The organism is Bradyrhizobium algeriense (assembly GCF_036924595.1).
Classification (GTDB): Bacteria; Pseudomonadota; Alphaproteobacteria; order Rhizobiales; family Xanthobacteraceae; genus Bradyrhizobium; species Bradyrhizobium algeriense.
This window is the reverse complement of the sequence record NZ_JAZHRV010000001.1, coordinates 7567066-7584743: the sequence shown is the minus strand read 5'-3', so window position 1 is coordinate 7584743 and position 17678 is coordinate 7567066. Positions and strand designations below refer to the sequence as shown.

Sequence of the window (17678 nt, the reverse complement as noted above, 5' to 3'; positions counted from 1 at the left end):
CGCAAGTCTGCCCTGCAGGGAGCCCGCACGGGCGCGCACCGGTGGGAGTGTCGAATCTGGATTGGACGTGCCATGATCGATGGTAATCTCGACTTCCTGCCTCAAGAGCGCCTGCGCGCGAACCCCGATCGGACGACATAATCCCCATGCCTGCTCCCGCCGCCCTTCACCGCGACAGTGTTCCTGATGCGCTGTCGGTGCTGAACTCGGTATTCGGCCTGCCCGCCTTCCGCGGCGCGCAGGAGCAAATCGTTCGCCACGTGACGGACGGCGGCAACTGCCTGGTGCTGATGCCGACCGGCGGCGGCAAGTCGCTGTGCTATCAACTGCCTTCACTGCTGCGTGAAGGCTGCGGCATCGTGGTGTCACCGCTGATCGCGCTGATGCGCGACCAGGTCGCGGGACTGCTGGAGGCCGGCGTCAACGCGGCGGTGTTGAACTCGACGCTATCGTTTGACGAAGCCTCGGAAGTCGAGCGGCGGCTGCTCGCCGGCGACCTTGACCTGCTCTATGTCGCGCCCGAGCGGCTTCTGACGCCGCGTTGCCTGTCCTTGCTCGGACAAGCCAACATCGCGCTGTTTGCGATCGACGAGGCGCATTGCGTGTCGCAATGGGGGCATGATTTCCGCCCTGAATATATCGGCCTGTCCGCGATCGCCGAACGCTTTCCCAACGTGCCGCGCATTGCACTGACCGCGACCGCCGACGAAATGACGCGCAAGGAGATCGTGGCCCGCCTCGGGCTTGCCGGCGCGCCAAGCTTCGTCGCGAGTTTCGACCGCCCGAATATTCGTTATGAGATCGTCGAAAAACAGAATGCGCCGGCCCAGCTCAAGGCCTTCATCAGCGAACGCCACGCCGGAGACGCCGGCATCGTCTATTGCCTGTCGCGCGCCAAGGTCGAGGACACCGCTGATGCCCTGACCAAGGCCGGTATAGCTGCGCTGCCTTATCACGCGGGCCTCGATGCAGGCCTGCGCGCCCGCAACCAGGATCGCTTCATCAACGAGGACGGCGTCGTCATCGTTGCCACCATCGCGTTCGGCATGGGCATCGACAAGCCGGACGTGCGCTTCGTGGCGCATCTCGATCTGCCGAAAAGCATCGAGGCCTATTATCAGGAGACCGGACGCGCCGGGCGCGACGGCAAGCCCTCCAGCGCCTGGATGGCCTATGGCCTGTCCGACATCGTGCAGCAGCGCCGCATGATCGACGAGTCCACCGGCTCCGATGCGTTCAAGCGCGTCTCGATCGGCAAGCTCGATGCGCTGGTGGCGCTGGCGGAAACCGCGGGCTGCCGGCGCGGCCGCCTGCTCGGTTATTTCGGCGAGGAAGCGACCTCCACCAGTTGCGGCAACTGCGACAACTGCCTGTCGCCGCCGCAGCTTCGCGACGGCAAGGTCGCCGCGCAAAAGCTGCTGTCCTGCGCCTATCGCACCGGCCAGCGTTTTGGCGCCATGCACCTGATCGATGTGCTGGTCGGCCGCCTGACCGAGCGCGTCACCCAATTCGACCACGACAAGCTATCCGTGTTCGGCATCGGCAACGATCTCAACGAGAAGCAATGGCGCGCCGTGGTCCGCCAATTAGTCGCCATGGGCCATCTGCGGGCCGACAGCGAAGCCTTTGGCGCGCTGAAACTAACGGAGAGCGCACGCGGCGTACTGAAAGGCGAGACGGAAGTCATGCTGCGCGAGGCGGCACCCGGCACGAGCATCCGCGCCAGCCGCGCCAAATCAAGGCGCGGCGATCTGGCGCCGCGCGCCGAGACTAAGCCTGCGGACGCCGGCCTGCAGGCGGCGCTACGGGCATGGCGGGCCGATATCGCGCGCCAACGAAACGTGCCGGCCTATGTCGTGCTGCATGATTCCACCATCGACGGCATTGCCGCCGCACGGCCGGCAACGCTCAACGAGCTCCGCAACATCGCCGGCATCGGCGACAAGAAGCTCGAGCATTACGGCGACGAACTGCTCGCGCTGGTGCGGGCGGCCGACGCGTAAATCCTCAGCCATTCCGGAAGGTGTAGGCGTATCCGTTGATGGCGGGCGCACCGCCAAGATGGGCGTAGAGCACCTTCGATCCTTTCGGGAAGTAGCCCTTGTTCACGAGGTCGATCATGCCCTGCATGGATTTTCCTTCGTAGACGGGATCGGTGATCATGCCTTCGAGGCGCGCGCACAGCCGGATCGCCTCCTTGGTCTCCTCTGAGGGAACGCCGTAGGCCGGATAGGCATAGTCCTCGATCAGGACGACATCGTCATCGACGATCCCCTGGCCCAATTCAACGAGGGCGGCGGTGTTGCGGGCGATGTCGAGCACCTGGGCCTTGGTCTGGGCCGGGGTGAAGGAAGCGTCGATGCCGATCACCTTGCGCGCGCGGCCATCTTTGGCAAATCCCACCAACATGCCGGCGTGGGTCGAACCGGTGACCGTGCAGACCACGATGTAGTCGAAAGCGAAGCCGAGTTCCTTCTCCTGCGCCCTGACCTCTTCGGCGAAACCGACATAGCCGAGCCCGCCATATTTGTGCACGGAGGCGCCGGCCGGGATCGCATAGGGCTTGCCGCCCTTCGCCTTCACGTCTGCGATCGCCTCTTCCCAGCTTTGGCGAATGCCGATGTCGAAACCTTCGTCCACCAGCTGCACATCCGCGCCCATGACGCGGCTGAGCAGGATGTTGCCGACGCGGTCGTAGACGGCGTCCTCGTGCGGCACCCAGCTTTCCTGCACCAGGCGGCACTTCATGCCGATCTTGGCCGCAACGGCTGCGACCATGCGGGTGTGGTTGGACTGCACGCCGCCGATCGAGACCAGCGTGTCGGCATTGGAAGCGATCGCGTCGGGGATGATGTATTCGAGCTTGCGCAGCTTGTTGCCGCCGAAGGCCAGACCCGAATTGCAGTCCTCGCGCTTGGCATAGAGCTCGACCTTGCCGCCGAGATGCTGTGAGAGCCGCTCCAGCTTCTCGATATGGGTGGGTCCGAAGGTAAGCGGATAGCGTTCGAATTTTTCCAGCATTGACGTCCCCCGTTGATGGCCTGATGTCCGGAGAACGCCCTATCACCGGACGCAGGAAAAGTGCTCTCAAAGTTGGCCGCTGATATATGCGTAGCTTGCGCCTTTCTCGGATAATGTTAGCTTTTCATCCAGTATTGAGTACTTATCCGAGAGATTCTTTCATGACCGGCAGGATCGACCGCATCGACCTTAAGATATTGCGCTTGCTGCAAAATAGCGGTCGGCTGACCAATGCCGAGCTGGCCGAAACGGCCGGCGTCAGCGCCGCAACCTGTCACCGGCGCATCCAGCGCCTGTTCGACGAGGGGTTCATCGCCCAGGTCAGGGCGATGGTGGCGCCGCGCAAGGTCGGCAAGGGGGCGCTGGTCATGGTGGGCGTCGTGCTCGACCGGTCGACGCCGGAGAGCTTTGCCGCCTTCGAGCGGGCAATCGCCCAACTGAAATTCGTGCTGGATTGCCATCTGGTGGCCGGCGATTTCGACTATTTCCTCAAGATCCGCGTCGGCGACATGGAGGATTTCAACCGCATCCACGGCGAACAATTGATCGCGCTGCCGGGCGTCCGCCAGACTCGGACTTTCTTCGTCATGAAGGAAGTGGTCGACAACGCGCCGCTTGATTTCTGATTGCGGTTCGGCGCTGCAAAATGGGGCTATCCTGCCTTGGTACACTTCCGGAACCTTGCGAGACTCTGGTCACACAGCGCGCCATGTCCTATCAACCGGGCATGACCATGAAGCTTTGCCGGCAGGCTTTCGCCCTTGCCATCATTTTCATTGCAATGCCGGCCCGCGCCTCGGACGAACTTCAGCGGCAAGAGCCCGATACCGTCATCTTTGCGATGATGTCCGGCAAGTGCAGCACGCTCAAGGTCGCGGGACGGGATTTGGCCTGCCGGGCCGTTGCCTTCTTCCAGACTGAGGAAGGCCGGGCGAATTTTACCGTGGCGATCGACGATCCCAGTGACGACAGCCACATCATCACGTTCTCCGGCGACAACGGGCGAAGGCCGGAGGCCAATCTGTACGAATTGCCGATCGACCGGATGCTGCTGAAATCCAAGGACAGGCCGAAGGCCGACGGCCTGCCGGTGCCGTCAGTCGAATCGACCGCCGGCCTCTGCAAACAGGTCGGCAACTTCGTGACGCTCGAACTTTCCAGCATCACCTGCAGCGCTGTCGACAAGAACGGCAAGAAATACGAACTGCAGTACCAGTCCGACGGCGCGCCGATGGCGGTGCGCCGCATCAAGCGGATGCGCGTCGGCAGCCCCGCGGTGTCGCCGTTCGACGATGTGAAATAAAGCGCGGGGCGCGAAATGAAGGCCGCCGGCGGAAAACCGACGGCGGCCAGTGTCGATCCGCGCATGGCTCGCGACTGCGCGGACAAGCTCATGCTAGTTTGAAAAGTCCTCCCACGGAGTGGAGGCTATCCGTCAAGGTCGAGTGATTGCCTTCACGCGGGCTTTACCGTGAGCCGCTTCGCTCGCGTCCGCTCCTCGTTGGCAGGATGGAGCTCGCGATATCAAACGCGACGGCCCATCGCGGCTTTTCTTCCTCCGCGCCGGGCACGTTGATCTGAACGCCGACGCCGTCGCTGATCGTATAGGATGCGGCCAGTGCGGCGGCTTCGAGGGCGGCGCCCCGCGAATCGTAGACGCCGCCGATCTTGACGTTGTCAGCAAATACCGACCAGCCCAGCGGCGCCTTCACGATTTCGAACACGGATCGTTCCATTGGCTCACCCCGTATCGTTTCACCTGTATCGCTTCCGCCCCTCGCCCACGTGGCGAATCCTGACCATGGGAGCGTGGCGTCGGGACGTGGGCTTGTCGCCGGCGGCCTTCGCCCGCCAGGCGGAAGCCCGCAACCCCGTCAACGAGTACAACGCCGGTGCAGGCGCGATTTCCTTCCGCACGGCATCGACAATTCGATCGAATTCAACTTCGCTCATCGCACGCTCCATTGCGCCAGTCCGGCATTCTGCCGTCAGGAGGATAAGAGAGACCGCGCTGGTCACAGATCGCCATGCAAGTTTGTTGTTTGAAGGCTCGCCCGCGGTCGCTTCGATGGCAAAATGGGGTCGAAATCGGGAACGGCCGGACCATGCCTCGCGAAACCAGTGGGCCCTGATGACCCGCTGGGTTCCCCCTTGGCCCAACTTGCCTCATGCGTGCTAGATTCGGCCACGAATCAGGAGGGTTTGCATGCCGGTAGACAGTGACAGCGCCATTGCGTGGCACCGCGCCCAGCTCAAGAAGCTTCGCGAGACCTTGAAGAACATCGAAACCGCGAGGTTCATGGTGGGCGAGGCCGCCCAAGCGAACAGGACCGGCAAGACGCAGAAGACGATTGCCGAACTCGAGCAGAAAATCCGGCAGTCGCAGCACATCATCGCCGCCTATGAACGGCAGACCCGGCGGCCGCTTGCGACGGACCAGCGAAGCCTCGCCAGCGTTAGCTGGAGCATCTGGACTGCCCAGACCGCGCATGGCCGCGGCAATTCGCGGTAAGCGTCGAGCGGCCTGAAGCCCGGCAGTGCAGCGATGGCCTAAGGACGGCGCCTTCCCCTCGGGAGGCGCGGGCCGCCAATGCGATTGCAATGGAGGAGATACTCACCCTCATCCTTCCATGCATTGGTCTTGAGGATATCTTTTCGAGCCTGATTCGGCACACAAACCCAAGCCCCGCTCCCAATCCGGCGTCACCCGGTGGTGAGGAAAGTCCATGCCTCCGACCAACGCAAAGCGACAGCCGGATATGGGTTCACACCTAGATGGGTTAAGCTGAGCGATCAACACGCCCGCTGCCAGATATCTGGCTTGCCAGCCATTCCGCTTGGGTCATTGCGGTGGACATCGTGGTAATCTCCACATTTGAGCCTTTCAACGCGTCCTTGAGCTGCGCAATTCGGTAGTCTGCGAGCTGTGGCCCCTCAAGACCTGCTTCGCCGGGTCCGCCAAAGCCGAGCTGTTGGCCAAGCGAGCCATACTCGTCATGCAGTTCGGTGACTCCGCTGTTGTAGACGCGGCCGACAACGACACCGTTGATCTTGATTTCAGATCGAACTCCGCTGGGGTCATTGCCCCACTCTTCGCTCGAACCCGACGGGTTGGACGCAGCGCCGGCAGGTCCAACGGATGCAGGTCCGCTTGCCGCAGAGGACGCCTTCGACGCGGCAAGCGCATCGACGCGATCATTATAGAGCTTGTGAACTTCATCACTCGACATGCCGAGAAGATTGCCTGCAAACTTTAACGCCATCTCGGTCGAGGGATCATTGTTGAGTGCGGATTGAAAACGCCCGATCTCCGACTGCGAAGAGGCAACTTCATTCTTGGCGCTGGCTAACTGCGCGTTCCAGGAGTCGCGTTCCTTCTGTGACGTCTGCGGGGGCAGGTTTTCAATGACGGAACTTAGTCTCTGCACGGCACTCTGGTCGTACTGGAGCTTGGACGTAAAGCCTTGGACGCTTTCCCGGCGCCCAGAATTGGTCTTGATGAGGCTGTCGATCAAGCTCTGCGCGCGAGCACTCGTGCCGGGCAATTTCGCGGCATCGACCGATTTCGCATCGGCGGTCGTAATTAGCTGTGCTGTCGTCGCCTTCGGAGTGCTGGCGTAGTTCAAATAGCTCGGTGACGTGCTGAAGCCGGTTATCATGATGGATCCCCCTTGATTACAGAAGCCATCAGTCACTTAGCAATTCTCATGCCGCGAAATTCTACTTTCCCACCAATAGCGTATGATCTCGTTTCCCGGAAAATGCTGCCGCGCGTGGAATAATTTGCCGCCCCTAGTTACGCAGAAAACGTGTCTACGTTACGCAGAAACGTGTCTACGAACTTCAATCTTCATTCTACGAGTCAGAGCAGGGGCGAGCTTTGGGTTCGATTCGACTGCTGCCAGCGGCGACAAGGCGTAAAACCCTAGAGCGAAAGCTGCGTTCGTATCCCGTGCAAAATCGCCGTAGTTGCCGTCCTGGATAATCCATGAATGGAGCCCCACGACTAGGGTATCAGCCATCTGCACGGCCTCGCTTGCGTTTAAGGATTTCCCTTGGCACCCGAGCCTAAGACCAGCCAACGGCTCCCAAAAGCGAAACGGCGTTAACGTGGTTCATCCCGAGTTCTTCGCTGTCTCTTTTTCCCTCGCCTTGGCCTTGCAGGAGATCAGGAACGTAAACGCCCGCGCATTGCGCGCGATGTCGGCCGTCTTCAACTCGTCCTTGGCGTCGGAGATCTGATAGGGCACCACGCTGTTATCGAGAAAGTCCCGCAGCGCCCCGGTCTTGATGGCGAAATTGATGTTCTCGGGAATGTTGCCCGTGGCCCTCACGAACTTGATGGCGTTCAGTTTCGCCGCGACCACGCCGACCACGTCGCCGCTGGAGGCCAATAGCGGCCCGCCGCTGTTGCCGGGTTGAACCGCCGCGCTGATCTGCAGAAAGCGCGTGTCGTTCAGGATGCCGCTGAGCGAGCTCACGATCCCGGTCGTCACCGTGAAATCGGATGTCAGCAGCCCATGAAAGGGATAGCCGATCGCTACCACGGTGTCGCCGGACTGGATCGCCTTGTCCCTGATTTTGGCGATGTCCTTGAACGAGCCCGTCACCTGCAGCAGCGCAAGATCGTTGGTCTCGTCGCTCGACACCAGGCGCAGTTTGGCGGGCGCCTCACCGGACGGATTGCCCTGGATGTCGCCGACGCAGCCCTGCACCACGTGCGCATTGGTCACGAGGTGTCCGTTCGTGCTCACAAGGAAGCCGGTGCCCTTCTGGTCAAACAGTCTGTCGGGCTTCGCCGGCGCAGAGTCCGGTGCCGCCACAGCGACCGCCTTAGCTGCGGGAAGGACCGAGAAATCGCCGGCACTGGCCACGCCCGATTGCCTGACCTTGGCAACGCAGTTCGCCAAAATGGGCAGTAGCTGTCCGGTCTGATCCAGGCTGAACTGGAAGAGCTGCCCTTGCGTATAGGCCGTCATCCCCTTCGCCTTTCGGAATTGGGCGATGAGCGCGGAATTGCTCGGCATCGGCACGCGAACCACCTTGTCGCCGATCGGGATACCATGGACATTGAACGGTTGCTGTCCATCGAATGTCAGGGTCAGCGGAAAGGCCTGTCCTGGCGTGAGCGTCCATTGCTCATGCATGAACCCCAGACCCCACCCGCCATTGCCGTCGATCGTCACCATGAAGTAGACGCCGCTGGCGTATCGGGCGCCTGCGGCACAATGCGAAAAAGATCCGGTCTGGTCGTTGGTGTAGGCCCCGCCCTGCCAGTTGCCGATGCTGATCGAACCGTAAGGCCCGCGCGCATCCGCATTCGAACCGGCAAAAATCGTACACAACAAAGCTGCGATCGCAGCAGCACGGCATTTCATACGTGTATTCCCCACAGACCCAGGGTGAGCATATTTATCTTTGCAACCGAAGTCCATTTGGGCCGACGCAGGAGGCCGATATTTGCCCGCCTTGCTGTTTCCCGTGCTGCTGATCCCGGAGTTTCGGCCCCGCCACCAGCGCGATAAGCGCGTGCGCCAACCTCCTGTCGGATAGCTGGCGCGTGCCACACCAGAACAACTGGCCCCGAGGCTCATTGGCAGCGACCAAACGCCCCGGTGCCGCCTTGTTTCCGACCCATCATTTTAATGGATCACGCGTGGCATCTTGCATACGGTAGGGTCCCGCTGCCCCCTGTCCATTCCGGCTAGACGCCGGAACCAGCGAGGCAAAAACAACCGCGCCGCTGACAGCGGACGCCAATCTGCAATAGCCGAGGAAAATGCTGTGAAACCAAGAGTTGCCCGGTACGCGCTGTTTACACTCCTGGCGGTCGTTTCCGCCATGGCCGGCCAGGCCCAGGCCCAAACATGGCCAGACAAGCCGATCACCTTCATCGTCCCGTTCGCAGCCGGCGGCGGCACCGATGCCTTTGCCCGTCCGCTGGCGGCCCAGCTCGACACGCAACTGGGCAAGCGCGTGCTGATCGAAAACCGCGCCGGCGCCGGCGGCACCGTTGGCGCATCGCTCGCATCAAAGGCCGCGCCGGATGGCTACACCTTCTTCATGGGCGCGGCCCATCACGCCATTGCACCCTCGCTCTATCCCAACCTCGACTACAATTTCGAGAAGGACTTTATCGCGGTGGCGCTGATCGCGCGGCCGCCGCAGGTGGTGGTCGTCAATCCGGACAAGGTCGCCGCCAAGACGCTCGCCGAGTTCATCGCCTACGCCAAAGCCAATCCGGGCAAATTGAACTACGGCTCCGCCGGCGCCGGCACCACGCACCATCTCGCGGGCGAGCTGTTCAAGATCCTGACCAAGACCAGTATCCAGCACGTCCCCTATCGCGGGGCCGGCCCCGCGATGCAGGATCTCATCGCCGGCCACGTGCCGGTGGTGTTCGACGGGCTCGGTTCGTCGGCAGCGCCCGTCAGGGCCGGACAGTTGCGCGCGCTCGCCGTCGCCGCGCCGAAACGCGTGCCGGCATTCCCCGATCTTCCGACCGCCGCGGAAGCAGGCCTGGCTGGATATGAAGTGTCGACTTGGTACGGCCTGTTCGCACCGAAGAACACGCCGCCGGCGATCGTCAATCAGATGGTCAAGGAATTGCAGAAGGCGATGCAGACGCCCGCCATCAAGGAAGCCTGGGAGCGCAACGGCTCCGATGTCCCCGATGTCACGGGTCCTGCGTTCGCGAAAATGGTGTCCGCAGAAATCGAGCGCTGGCGCAAGGTCGTGACGGAAGCGAACGTGAAGCTGGACTAGCCTTCGGCAAGACAGGCTCGCAATTATGTAAGACGAGAAGCCGGCACGGCGGAGAGCTTGAAAGAGCCTCCGCCGTCGCCGTGCGAATTCTGCAGGAAGAAGACGTTCCGATCCGAACCAAGGCTGAGCGGTAAACATCTCGGCCCGCCAGCCGAATGCCGCATTGCTTGCGGGCTTATAGGAACGGATCTTCTTCGCGCCAAACCTGGCTGATCAGTTACCCACGCGCACGCCATAGCGCGTAAAGTCATCATCGATCCCGGCCCGGATGGCCTTTGCCGCGGAAACATCGGCATCGCCGCCAGCCTTGTCGCCGTTCTTGAGCCTGGCAAGCCCGCGCCCATAGAGCGCACTCGCCAGCTTCGGGTCGAAGCGCAGCGCGGAACTGAAATCATCGATCGCCGCGTCGGCTTGTCCCATCTTCAGGTGGATCAGTCCACGCGAGTCATAGGTGGTGGCGTCGTTCGGCCACGACTGAAGCACCTTGTTGCAGTCCTCGAGCGCCGCCTGCAACGAGCCGAGGATAGCCCGGATCCAGCAGCGGCCGCTCCACGCGGCTTCCAGATTGGGATCGAGGCGAATTGCCTCGTCATAGTCCCGCGCCGCGCGATCGTACTCGTTCTTTTTCAGGTAGACTCCGGCACGGTTGATGAAAGCTCTGCCGTAGTTCGGATTGAGCTTGATCGCTTCGTCCAGAGCTTTGAGGGCGAGGTCGTATTCGCCTTTCCTCAAATAGGCCGCGCCGCGGTTGTTGAAGGCCTTTGCGAAAGTCGGATCGAGCTTGATCGATTGATCGAAATCCAGGAGAGCGCGATCAATGTCTCCGTTTGCCGTATGGGCATTGCCACGATTGTTATAGGCAATCGCGCGCGCCCTCGCCGTACCCTGACCGGAATCGATAAACGCTGTGCAACCATTGATTCGGACTGCAAACGACGTCTGATCCGAACCGTTGCACAACGTAATGTTCTCGATATAGTCGCTCTTCTTGGGACTCTGCGCGGCAGCCAGCGACCCGAACAGCGCCAAGGCAAAAGCAGGCGCGAGCCGCTGAATGACGCGCCGGCTCGCACTGCATTTCATATCAGGCTCTCCCTTCCTGACGCTGGCGACGGGGCGACCGTCGATTTGAAGTCCCGGACATGGTTGGCTGACGAATCTCCCGCACCGCGAACGGGCCTAGCACCCGCGACAGATGTTAAGATTTGATTTTGGATAGGGCTTTTGCTCGGGTTGCTGTATCGCTGGTGCTCCGGGCTTTCGCGGGCCCTTGTTCTTACCTTCTTCAATGAGCGTCGAAAATCTGACTGTCCCGTCATCCGAAATTTCGATGCGTGGCGTCGTGCCTCGAATGCCCATGGTCGCAACTGGGGTATCGACCTTCATATCCCCGGTCTTCGCGACCTGGCCCGCGACAAAAGTGAAAGTGCCCTTGCTCAGGCTGAACAAGGTCGAGTTGGACGCACTCTTCGGGTCGTACACGAACTCGTCCAAAGCCATGCGCGCGTTGTTCGACAGATTGAAGGAGCTGCCATCGGTGAAGTTGATGCCGACCCGGCCGTCGGCGCCGGTTGCAACGATATCGCCCTGATAGACGAGATCGCCTACCTTCGCCTGACCAGCTTGACCTGCGGTGCTCGCCTGAACGAGCACCGCACTCGCACGCTCGAGCGTGACCGAACCCGTAGCGACAACAACTTTTCCAATTGGTTTTGATGCGAGATCCTGAACGGCGGGCCTGGCGATATCGCGTTGCGCGTGAGCCGGTCCGGCGAAAAGCCCGCCCGCCGTCAGAACGAATCCTGCCACCAATGCGGCAATCGCTTGCGTGCGCATGATCCCCCCTTTCCCGAGAAGATCTTGTCCGAGAGACCGCTCACCGGCTCTTTGAGCCGGTGGCCAAGGCGACATTAGATCCCAACCTTAGACCCGATGTCGGGCACCATCGACCATCCGTTCAAAAGGATTACTCCTTTTGAGCCTAAAGCCTAACGCCCATAGATTGGGTAGTTTGGAACAGGAGTCTCGGCTGCCAGCCTTCGGCTGGCAGCGCGCTGATGTTTTGACCTCAAGGGCTGGGTAAAGCCAGACCACGAAAATGCACACGAGATAAGTGGCAGTCGGGGGTTGGCCATGCTCGTCGGGTTCCACGCCAAGACCGGGTACAAACGTAAGGCCGCTGCGGCCCTACGGACGGCGGCCGGCTTCGGCGTCCTGAGGCCTGCGGGCGACACTGCCGCTCAAGCCACACTCGGCGATCCCCGAACCCGGGCCCATGCCGGCGGGTTCGGCTTGCTGTGGCTCACAGCGCTGACCTTCTCGGTGATGAAACAGGCCCAGGCCGCCGAGCCGAACGTCACACTCCTGGACGACGGCAACATCACATACAAGGATCTCGAGCACGGCGCATTCGAGTTGATCACCAAGGAAGTGATCCCTCGGCACTTCCTCGTTGAGGATCCTGGGCAAACCATCATCCTGCGTTCGCAGGGGTCCTCGGTCAGCGTCAGTCAGAGCACAAACTCCGCGGCGCGAATGGCCGAATTGCAGGCGGCCCAGCAGGAAGCGCTCGCCACCTTCGAAAAAGGACTGGGGTCGACGGGATCGAGCACGCCTCCTCCCCTCGAGCAGCTGCCCGTGCAACCGATCAATTTCATCCCGATCGATGATTCGACCCCGGTGCAGGATTTGCCTGCTTTGCCTGCTGTGATCCTCGCATCAGTCCCGGAGATGATTATCGGGCAAACCCCGGCCCCACCGCCAACGCCGCCGACGCTGAATGCGGCGATTGGGCCGACCGAGATCGACACGACGGTCTTTGACCTCTTCACCGCGACAAGCGGCACTTTCCTTGCCAGCAGCCCCAACAGTGGCGCCACGCTGACCTTCAGCATCAGCGGGGGAACCGGCGGCAGCACCGTGATCGACGGGGTAACCTACGATGTATCGAAGGTTGGTCCTTACGGCACGCTTTATGTCGATAGCACGACCGGCGCCTATACGTACGTTCCGGATAGTGACGCGATCAACGCGCTGACCGAGCCCACGACCACGGACTTCACGATCACCGTATCCGACGGCACGCTCTCGGCCGCTCAACCCTTTACGATTGCCATCAACGGCACCAACGACGCGGCCATCATCTCCGGCGCCACCAACGGCACGGCGATCGAGGCCAGCGCCGTCGCCAACGCCGCGCTCGGTACGCTGAGTGCCACCGGGACGCTCACCAGCACCGACGTCGATGATGCGCCCAATACTTTTACGGCGGTTGGCACTCCGACCGCGAGCGCGAGCGGCTTTGGCACCTTCACGATGACGGCGGCCGGCGTATGGGCCTACACGGTCAACGACTCCAACAGCGCGGTGCAGGCACTCAACGTCGGCGATAAACTGACTGACTCCTTCACGGTGACCACCATCGACGGCACCCCACAGACGGTGACAGTCACCATCAACGGCACCAACGACGCAGCGGTCATTTCCGGCACCACAGCCGGTTCCGTGACCGAGGACGGTGGCACCAAGTGCGACCTGCCTACCGCGACCGGCACGCTCACCGCCGCCGACGTGGACAACGCACCGGGTTTTACGGCGGTAGATTGTCCGACGGTCAGCGATGGCGGCTATGGCACCTTCACGATGACGGCGGACGGCGTGTGGACCTACACGCTCGACGACGCCAATTGCGCGGTGCAGGCACTTAATGTCGGAGACAAGCTGACCGACACTTTCAGGGTGACCTCCCTGGACGGCACCGCGCAGCTGGTGACGGTTACCATCAATGGCACCAACGACGCCGCCATTATTTGCGGAACCAAGCAAGGCTCGGTCATCGAGGCTGGCGGCGCGGCCAATTCCGTATCTTGTAAACCAACCGCGACCGGCACGCTCACCGACACTGACGTCGACAACACTCCCGACACATTTACGGCGGTCGATTCGCCAAAGGCGAGCACGGGCGGCTATGGCACCTTCACCATGACGACGGATGGCGTCTGGACCTACACGCTCGATAATACCAACTGCGCAGTGCAGGCACTCAATGTCTGCGACAAGCTGACCGACTGCTTCACGGTGACAACCATCGACGGCACCCCGCAGGTGGTGACGATCACCATCAACGGCGCCAACGACGCTGCCGTCATTTGTGGCGCCACGACCGGCTCAGTAACCGAAGCTGGCGCTTGCACATACGGTACGCCGATCGCCACCGGCGCGCTTACCGATACCGACGTCGACAACACACCCGATACCTTCAAGGCAGTGTGCTCGCCGACGGCGAGCGATGCCGGCTATGGCACCTTCACGATGACGGCAGATGGCGTCTGGACCTACAAGCTCGACAACGCCAACTGCGAAGTGCAGGCGCTCGACGACTGCGACACGCTGACCGACTGCTTCACAGTGACCACCATCGACGGCACCGCACAGGTGGTGACAATCACCATCAACGGCGCCGACGACGCGTTCCACTTCAAGGATAAGATGTCCGACGTCAGAACTCCTGACGTCATCGACCTTGCAGAGGACATCCCGGCGTCGAGCAGCTCCGCCGAAAACGCTGCAGCAACCAGTGCGCCGCCGGCGATTTCAGAGGCAGACCAACCGATCGAGCTGTCTGCACAATGGTCCGGCACCTCCGTTTGGAACCAGCCGGTTAACGTTGTCACTGCCCTCGCGCCGCAAGATCTGATCGTGTGACGGAGCCGCGCCGATTTTCGCCCCGCCATTCCCGTGGCGCATGCCGCCCTACTTCGCTTCGCTCGCCTTGATCCCTGAGCTTTCAACGAGCTTGGCCACCCGCGGCAGGTCGGCGGCGAACAGGCGCGCATGCGCCTCGGGCGACAACTCGTTGTCGGGAAACGGCAGCGTTCCGAGCTGCTTCAGTTTCTCCAGCAGGACGGGATCGGACAGAGCCGCGCGGAGCGCCGAGTTCAGCGCAGCTATGGTCTCCTTGGGCGTGCCCTTCGCCACGTAGAGCCCATGCCACATCGAATAGCTGACCTCGGGCATGCCGAGCTCCGCGGTGGTCGGCACGTCCTTCAACTGCTCAAGACGTTGCGGCGACGTAATGGCGATGCCGTGAAGTGTTCCGGCCTGAATTTGCGGCAGCGCGTTGGTTACCTGATCCCACAGCAGATCGATCTGCCCCGCCAGCAGATCGGAGATGGCCGGAGCCGATCCGCGATAAGCTGCGACCGTCGGCTTGAAGCCGAGTACATTGCCCATCATCACGGCGCACAAATGACTGTTGGTCCCGAGACCACCGTGCGCGAAGTTCGCCTTGTCGCCCTGCGCCTTGATCCAGTCCACATAGTCCTTTGGCCCTGAGCCTGGGATCGACTTGCGGCCGATCAAAACCATCGGCGCGTTGTTGACGAGGCCAACCGCCTCGAACGCCGTTTTGGTATCGTACCGCAGGTTGATGAACAGGCTCGGCGCCGCGAGCAGCGCGACGTGATTGATCAGCACTGTCGAACCGTCAGGCGCCGATCGCGCGACGCGATCATTGGCCAGCGTGCTGCCGCCGCCGACCACGTTCTCAATAATGACGGTCTGGCCGAGCGTGCGCGACATCCGCTCGCCAATCAGACGTGCGACGGTGTCCGTACCGCCGCCGGCCGCGAACGGGACCACCAGCGTCACGGTCTTCGGGGTCGATTGCGCATGGGCCTGCGGCGAAAGCGCCGCAATCAGCAGACCAACGCCCATGACGGCGCTTCTAAAAGGGAGATTGATCACGATGGCGTCCTCCAAAGTCTTTGTTTTTTGTCGTTGTGCCGCATTGTTGCGGACGTGCGCGTTGGCGGTGCCACGCCGCGGAAAACAGCGGGGCATCGCATGACTGCGGATCATGCTGATTGCGGCTCTGCAAATCAATTACAAAGCGAGCGTAGCTCGCCGGCAGACCGGCGTGATACGATCTCCACAAGGGACGGATAGAACTGGGGCTGATAGCACTGGGACGGATTGAATGGGACAGGCTGCATATGTCGCGGTCGATTGGGGCACGAGCAGTTTTCGGCTTTGGCTCGTCGACCGAGCCGGCAACGTACTGGGGGAACGCCGCAGCCGCGAGGGCATGATGGCGGCGGGCAAGCTCGGCTTCGCGACCGTGCTGCAATCGCATCTGGAAGCCGTCGGCGCCGCGCCTGGGCTGCCCGTTGTCGTCTGCGGCATGGCCGGCGCCCGACAGGGATGGGTTGAAGCCGGCTATGTCGACACGCCGGCGCGGCTCGCATCGATCCTCAAGCATGCCGTCCCGGTGCCGGGACAGAACCGTGACATCCGCATCCTCCCGGGCATCGCGCAGCGAGACCCCAGGGCGCCGGATGTCATGCGGGGCGAGGAGACGCAGTTGCTCGGCGCCTTGGGCGCGAACGCGGCTGACGACGCGGTCGTCTGCATGCCGGGCACCCATTCGAAGTGGGTCAGGGCGAATGGCGGTATCGTCGAACGGTTCGCCACGTTCATGACGGGAGAACTGTTCGACGTCATCTCGCGAGAGACGATCCTGTCCCACGCGGTGACCGGCGCCGATCAAGCGGAAGATATCGACGCCTTCAAGTCCGCGGTCATGGCCGCCTTTGAGACGCCTGCCTTCGCCGCCAATCTGCTGTTCCAGGTGCGATCGGGTCAGCTCCTTTATGGCGGCACGCCATCCTCGGCACGCGAGAAAATATCGGGAACGTTGATTGGTCTCGAATTGGCGGCGGGACTCGCCGGAGACGTACCCAGCACCGGCATCACGTTGGTGGCGTCAGGGAGGCTCCAGATGCTTTATCAGTTGGCATTTGACACGGTTTCCGTTCCTGTCAGATCAATCGGAGCCGAGGACGCGGTCCGTCGCGGCCTTTCGATGGCCGCGGAATCGATTTGGAACGTATAAAGGATCAGACGATGAGCGTTGTCCCATTCCCCCCGATGAAGCGGCCGCTGGTCGCGATCCTGCGCGGCGTGAGGCCCGAGGAAACGCAGGATATAGTCGGCGTGCTGGTCGACAACGGCATGACCGCGATAGAGATCCCGCTCAACTCGCCGGATCCATTCCGCTCCATCGAGATCGCGGTCAAGAAGGCCCCTGCCGGAATCCTGGTGGGAGCCGGCACCGTCCTGACGCTGGAAGCCGTCGAGCGGCTCCATGACGTTGGCGGCCGGCTCCTGGTAACCCCCAACATCGATCCCGAAATCATTGCCCGCGCCCGGGCGCACGGCATGGTCACGATGCCCGGCGTCTTTACCCCGACGGAGGCGCTGCTTGCCGCCAAGGCGGGAGCCTCCAGCCTCAAGTTCTTTCCGGCGAGCGTGCTTGGCGCCGCGGGCATCACCGCCATTCGCGCCGTTCTTCCCGCAGACCTGATGATCGCCGCTGTGGGTGGCGTCTCGGACACGAATTTTGCGGAGTATACGAAAGCCGGCATTACAGCGTTCGGCCTCGGCAGCAGCCTCTACAAACCCGGCATGACGGCCGCGGAAGTCGCTGTTCGCGCCAAGGCGACGATCGACGCGTACGACAGAGCGATTCAACAGGCGAGGTAGACGGGCATGCCGCGCCGAAGCGAAGGCGGGTGGCGGAGAGAGTGTCAGTCAATCCTCATTGAATGATCGGGAATTTTCGGCCTTCGTAGACCGAAACCCACCGTTTGAGCAACGGCCGTAAAATGGGACTTCGCCCCTGACCACAACCTGTTCCGCCGATGGCCCGTCATCCACGAAAATGCCACCAAGCGACTCACATGTTCCGGATCGTGTCGGGCGCGCCAGTGTTTAAGGCATGTCTTGCAATACGCACGTTTTGAGCGTCGCGCCGGGTAAGCAATAGCTAAGCACCTGCGTCTCGCTCTCATCGATCACCTGAAGGCTCGATCTTTTATTCGAATGTAGCCCCG

General features: G+C 61.9%; 15 protein-coding genes. 8 read left to right on the top strand and 7 right to left on the bottom strand.

Translation table 11 applies throughout. The features are described from left to right. Positions 1 to 146: 146 nt before the first annotated feature. Complete coding sequence (gene recQ / locus V1286_RS36390) at positions 147 to 2003, top strand: DNA helicase RecQ (RefSeq protein WP_334488439.1); 1857 nt, start codon at positions 147 to 149, stop codon at positions 2001 to 2003. A 4-nt stretch (positions 2004 to 2007) separates the two neighbouring features. Here the strand turns inward: recQ and V1286_RS36385 are convergent, their stop codons facing one another. Further along, on the bottom strand, positions 2008 to 3021 hold the full coding sequence (locus V1286_RS36385; protein WP_334488437.1) for a 1-aminocyclopropane-1-carboxylate deaminase: 1014 nt from the start codon (positions 3019 to 3021) through the stop codon (positions 2008 to 2010). A 161-nt stretch (positions 3022 to 3182) separates the two neighbouring features. Here V1286_RS36385 and V1286_RS36380 point away from each other — a divergent pair, with 161 nt between their 5' ends. Continuing rightward, positions 3183 to 3647, top strand: a complete 465-nt coding sequence (locus V1286_RS36380; protein ID WP_334488436.1) for an Lrp/AsnC family transcriptional regulator — start codon at positions 3183 to 3185, stop codon at positions 3645 to 3647. A gap of 83 nt (positions 3648 to 3730) precedes the next feature. After that, complete coding sequence (locus V1286_RS36375; RefSeq protein WP_244608678.1) at positions 3731 to 4324, top strand: hypothetical protein; 594 nt, start codon at positions 3731 to 3733, stop codon at positions 4322 to 4324. 163 nt (positions 4325 to 4487) lie between these two features. On the opposite strand, the gene V1286_RS36370 is transcribed toward V1286_RS36375, so the two are convergent. Further along, positions 4488 to 4757 (bottom strand): hypothetical protein, encoded by a 270-nt coding sequence (locus V1286_RS36370; protein ID WP_108522754.1) that lies wholly within the window; start codon positions 4755 to 4757, stop codon positions 4488 to 4490. Between the two features lie 470 nt (positions 4758 to 5227). Between V1286_RS36370 and V1286_RS36365 the strand changes: the two genes are divergently transcribed. Further along, positions 5228 to 5533 (top strand): hypothetical protein, encoded by a 306-nt coding sequence (locus V1286_RS36365; protein WP_334488430.1) that lies wholly within the window; start codon positions 5228 to 5230, stop codon positions 5531 to 5533. A 268-nt stretch (positions 5534 to 5801) separates the two neighbouring features. Here the strand turns inward: V1286_RS36365 and V1286_RS36360 are convergent, their stop codons facing one another. Both V1286_RS36360 and V1286_RS36355 read right to left on the bottom strand, forming a co-directional pair. Beyond that, positions 5802 to 6716, bottom strand: a complete 915-nt coding sequence (locus V1286_RS36360; RefSeq protein WP_334488427.1) for a hypothetical protein — start codon at positions 6714 to 6716, stop codon at positions 5802 to 5804. Positions 6717 to 7136: 420 nt separating this feature from the next. Beyond that, entirely contained in the window at positions 7137 to 8399 is a 1263-nt protein-coding gene (locus V1286_RS36355; RefSeq protein WP_334488424.1) for a S1C family serine protease, read from the bottom strand. Between the two features lie 406 nt (positions 8400 to 8805). Between V1286_RS36355 and V1286_RS36350 the strand changes: the two genes are divergently transcribed. After that, positions 8806 to 9786 carry a Bug family tripartite tricarboxylate transporter substrate binding protein gene (locus tag V1286_RS36350; protein WP_334488422.1) on the top strand — a complete coding sequence of 327 codons (981 nt, stop codon included), beginning with the start codon at positions 8806 to 8808 and terminating at the stop codon, positions 9784 to 9786. 213 nt (positions 9787 to 9999) lie between these two features. On the opposite strand, the gene V1286_RS36345 is transcribed toward V1286_RS36350, so the two are convergent. Both V1286_RS36345 and V1286_RS36340 read right to left on the bottom strand, forming a co-directional pair. Continuing rightward, positions 10000 to 10869, bottom strand: a complete 870-nt coding sequence (locus tag V1286_RS36345; RefSeq protein ID WP_334488420.1) for a tetratricopeptide repeat protein — start codon at positions 10867 to 10869, stop codon at positions 10000 to 10002. 96 nt (positions 10870 to 10965) lie between these two features. Further along, positions 10966 to 11622: a FecR family protein gene (locus V1286_RS36340; RefSeq protein WP_334488418.1), complete on the bottom strand. Its 657-nt coding sequence runs from the start codon at positions 11620 to 11622 to the stop codon at positions 10966 to 10968. A 297-nt stretch (positions 11623 to 11919) separates the two neighbouring features. Between V1286_RS36340 and V1286_RS36335 the strand changes: the two genes are divergently transcribed. After that, complete coding sequence (locus V1286_RS36335; protein WP_334488415.1) at positions 11920 to 14490, top strand: VCBS domain-containing protein; 2571 nt, start codon at positions 11920 to 11922, stop codon at positions 14488 to 14490. 48 nt (positions 14491 to 14538) lie between these two features. Here V1286_RS36335 and V1286_RS36330 read toward each other — a convergent pair whose 3' ends face one another. Beyond that, a complete protein-coding gene (locus V1286_RS36330) occupies positions 14539 to 15501 on the bottom strand; it encodes a tripartite tricarboxylate transporter substrate-binding protein (RefSeq protein WP_334488412.1) in 963 nt (320 codons plus the stop codon). Between the two features lie 262 nt (positions 15502 to 15763). Here V1286_RS36330 and V1286_RS36325 point away from each other — a divergent pair, with 262 nt between their 5' ends. Together V1286_RS36325 and V1286_RS36320 are read left to right on the top strand one after the other, a co-directional pair. Further along, complete coding sequence (locus V1286_RS36325; RefSeq protein ID WP_334488409.1) at positions 15764 to 16678, top strand: 2-dehydro-3-deoxygalactonokinase; 915 nt, start codon at positions 15764 to 15766, stop codon at positions 16676 to 16678. Positions 16679 to 16689: 11 nt separating this feature from the next. Next, positions 16690 to 17328, top strand: coding sequence for a 2-dehydro-3-deoxy-6-phosphogalactonate aldolase (locus V1286_RS36320; protein WP_334488406.1), 639 nt, complete (start codon positions 16690 to 16692; stop codon positions 17326 to 17328). The last annotated feature ends 350 nt before the right edge of the window (positions 17329 to 17678 follow it).

Coding starts and splice junctions, on each gene's coding strand:
- recQ (WP_334488439.1), top strand. CDS start 147: ATGCCTGCTCCCGCCGCCCTTCACCGCGACAGTGTTCCTGATGCGCTG.
- V1286_RS36385 (WP_334488437.1), bottom strand. CDS start 3,021: ATGCTGGAAAAATTCGAACGCTATCCGCTTACCTTCGGACCCACCCAT.
- V1286_RS36380 (WP_334488436.1), top strand. CDS start 3,183: ATGACCGGCAGGATCGACCGCATCGACCTTAAGATATTGCGCTTGCTG.
- V1286_RS36375 (WP_244608678.1), top strand. CDS start 3,731: ATGTCCTATCAACCGGGCATGACCATGAAGCTTTGCCGGCAGGCTTTC.
- V1286_RS36370 (WP_108522754.1), bottom strand. CDS start 4,757: ATGGAACGATCCGTGTTCGAAATCGTGAAGGCGCCGCTGGGCTGGTCG.
- V1286_RS36365 (WP_334488430.1), top strand. CDS start 5,228: ATGCCGGTAGACAGTGACAGCGCCATTGCGTGGCACCGCGCCCAGCTC.
- V1286_RS36355 (WP_334488424.1), bottom strand. CDS start 8,399: ATGAAATGCCGTGCTGCTGCGATCGCAGCTTTGTTGTGTACGATTTTT.
- V1286_RS36345 (WP_334488420.1), bottom strand. CDS start 10,869: ATGAAATGCAGTGCGAGCCGGCGCGTCATTCAGCGGCTCGCGCCTGCT.
- V1286_RS36340 (WP_334488418.1), bottom strand. CDS start 11,622: ATGCGCACGCAAGCGATTGCCGCATTGGTGGCAGGATTCGTTCTGACG.
- V1286_RS36335 (WP_334488415.1), top strand. CDS start 11,920: ATGCTCGTCGGGTTCCACGCCAAGACCGGGTACAAACGTAAGGCCGCT.
- V1286_RS36330 (WP_334488412.1), bottom strand. CDS start 15,501: ATGGGCGTTGGTCTGCTGATTGCGGCGCTTTCGCCGCAGGCCCATGCG.
- V1286_RS36325 (WP_334488409.1), top strand. CDS start 15,764: ATGGGACAGGCTGCATATGTCGCGGTCGATTGGGGCACGAGCAGTTTT.
- V1286_RS36320 (WP_334488406.1), top strand. CDS start 16,690: ATGAGCGTTGTCCCATTCCCCCCGATGAAGCGGCCGCTGGTCGCGATC.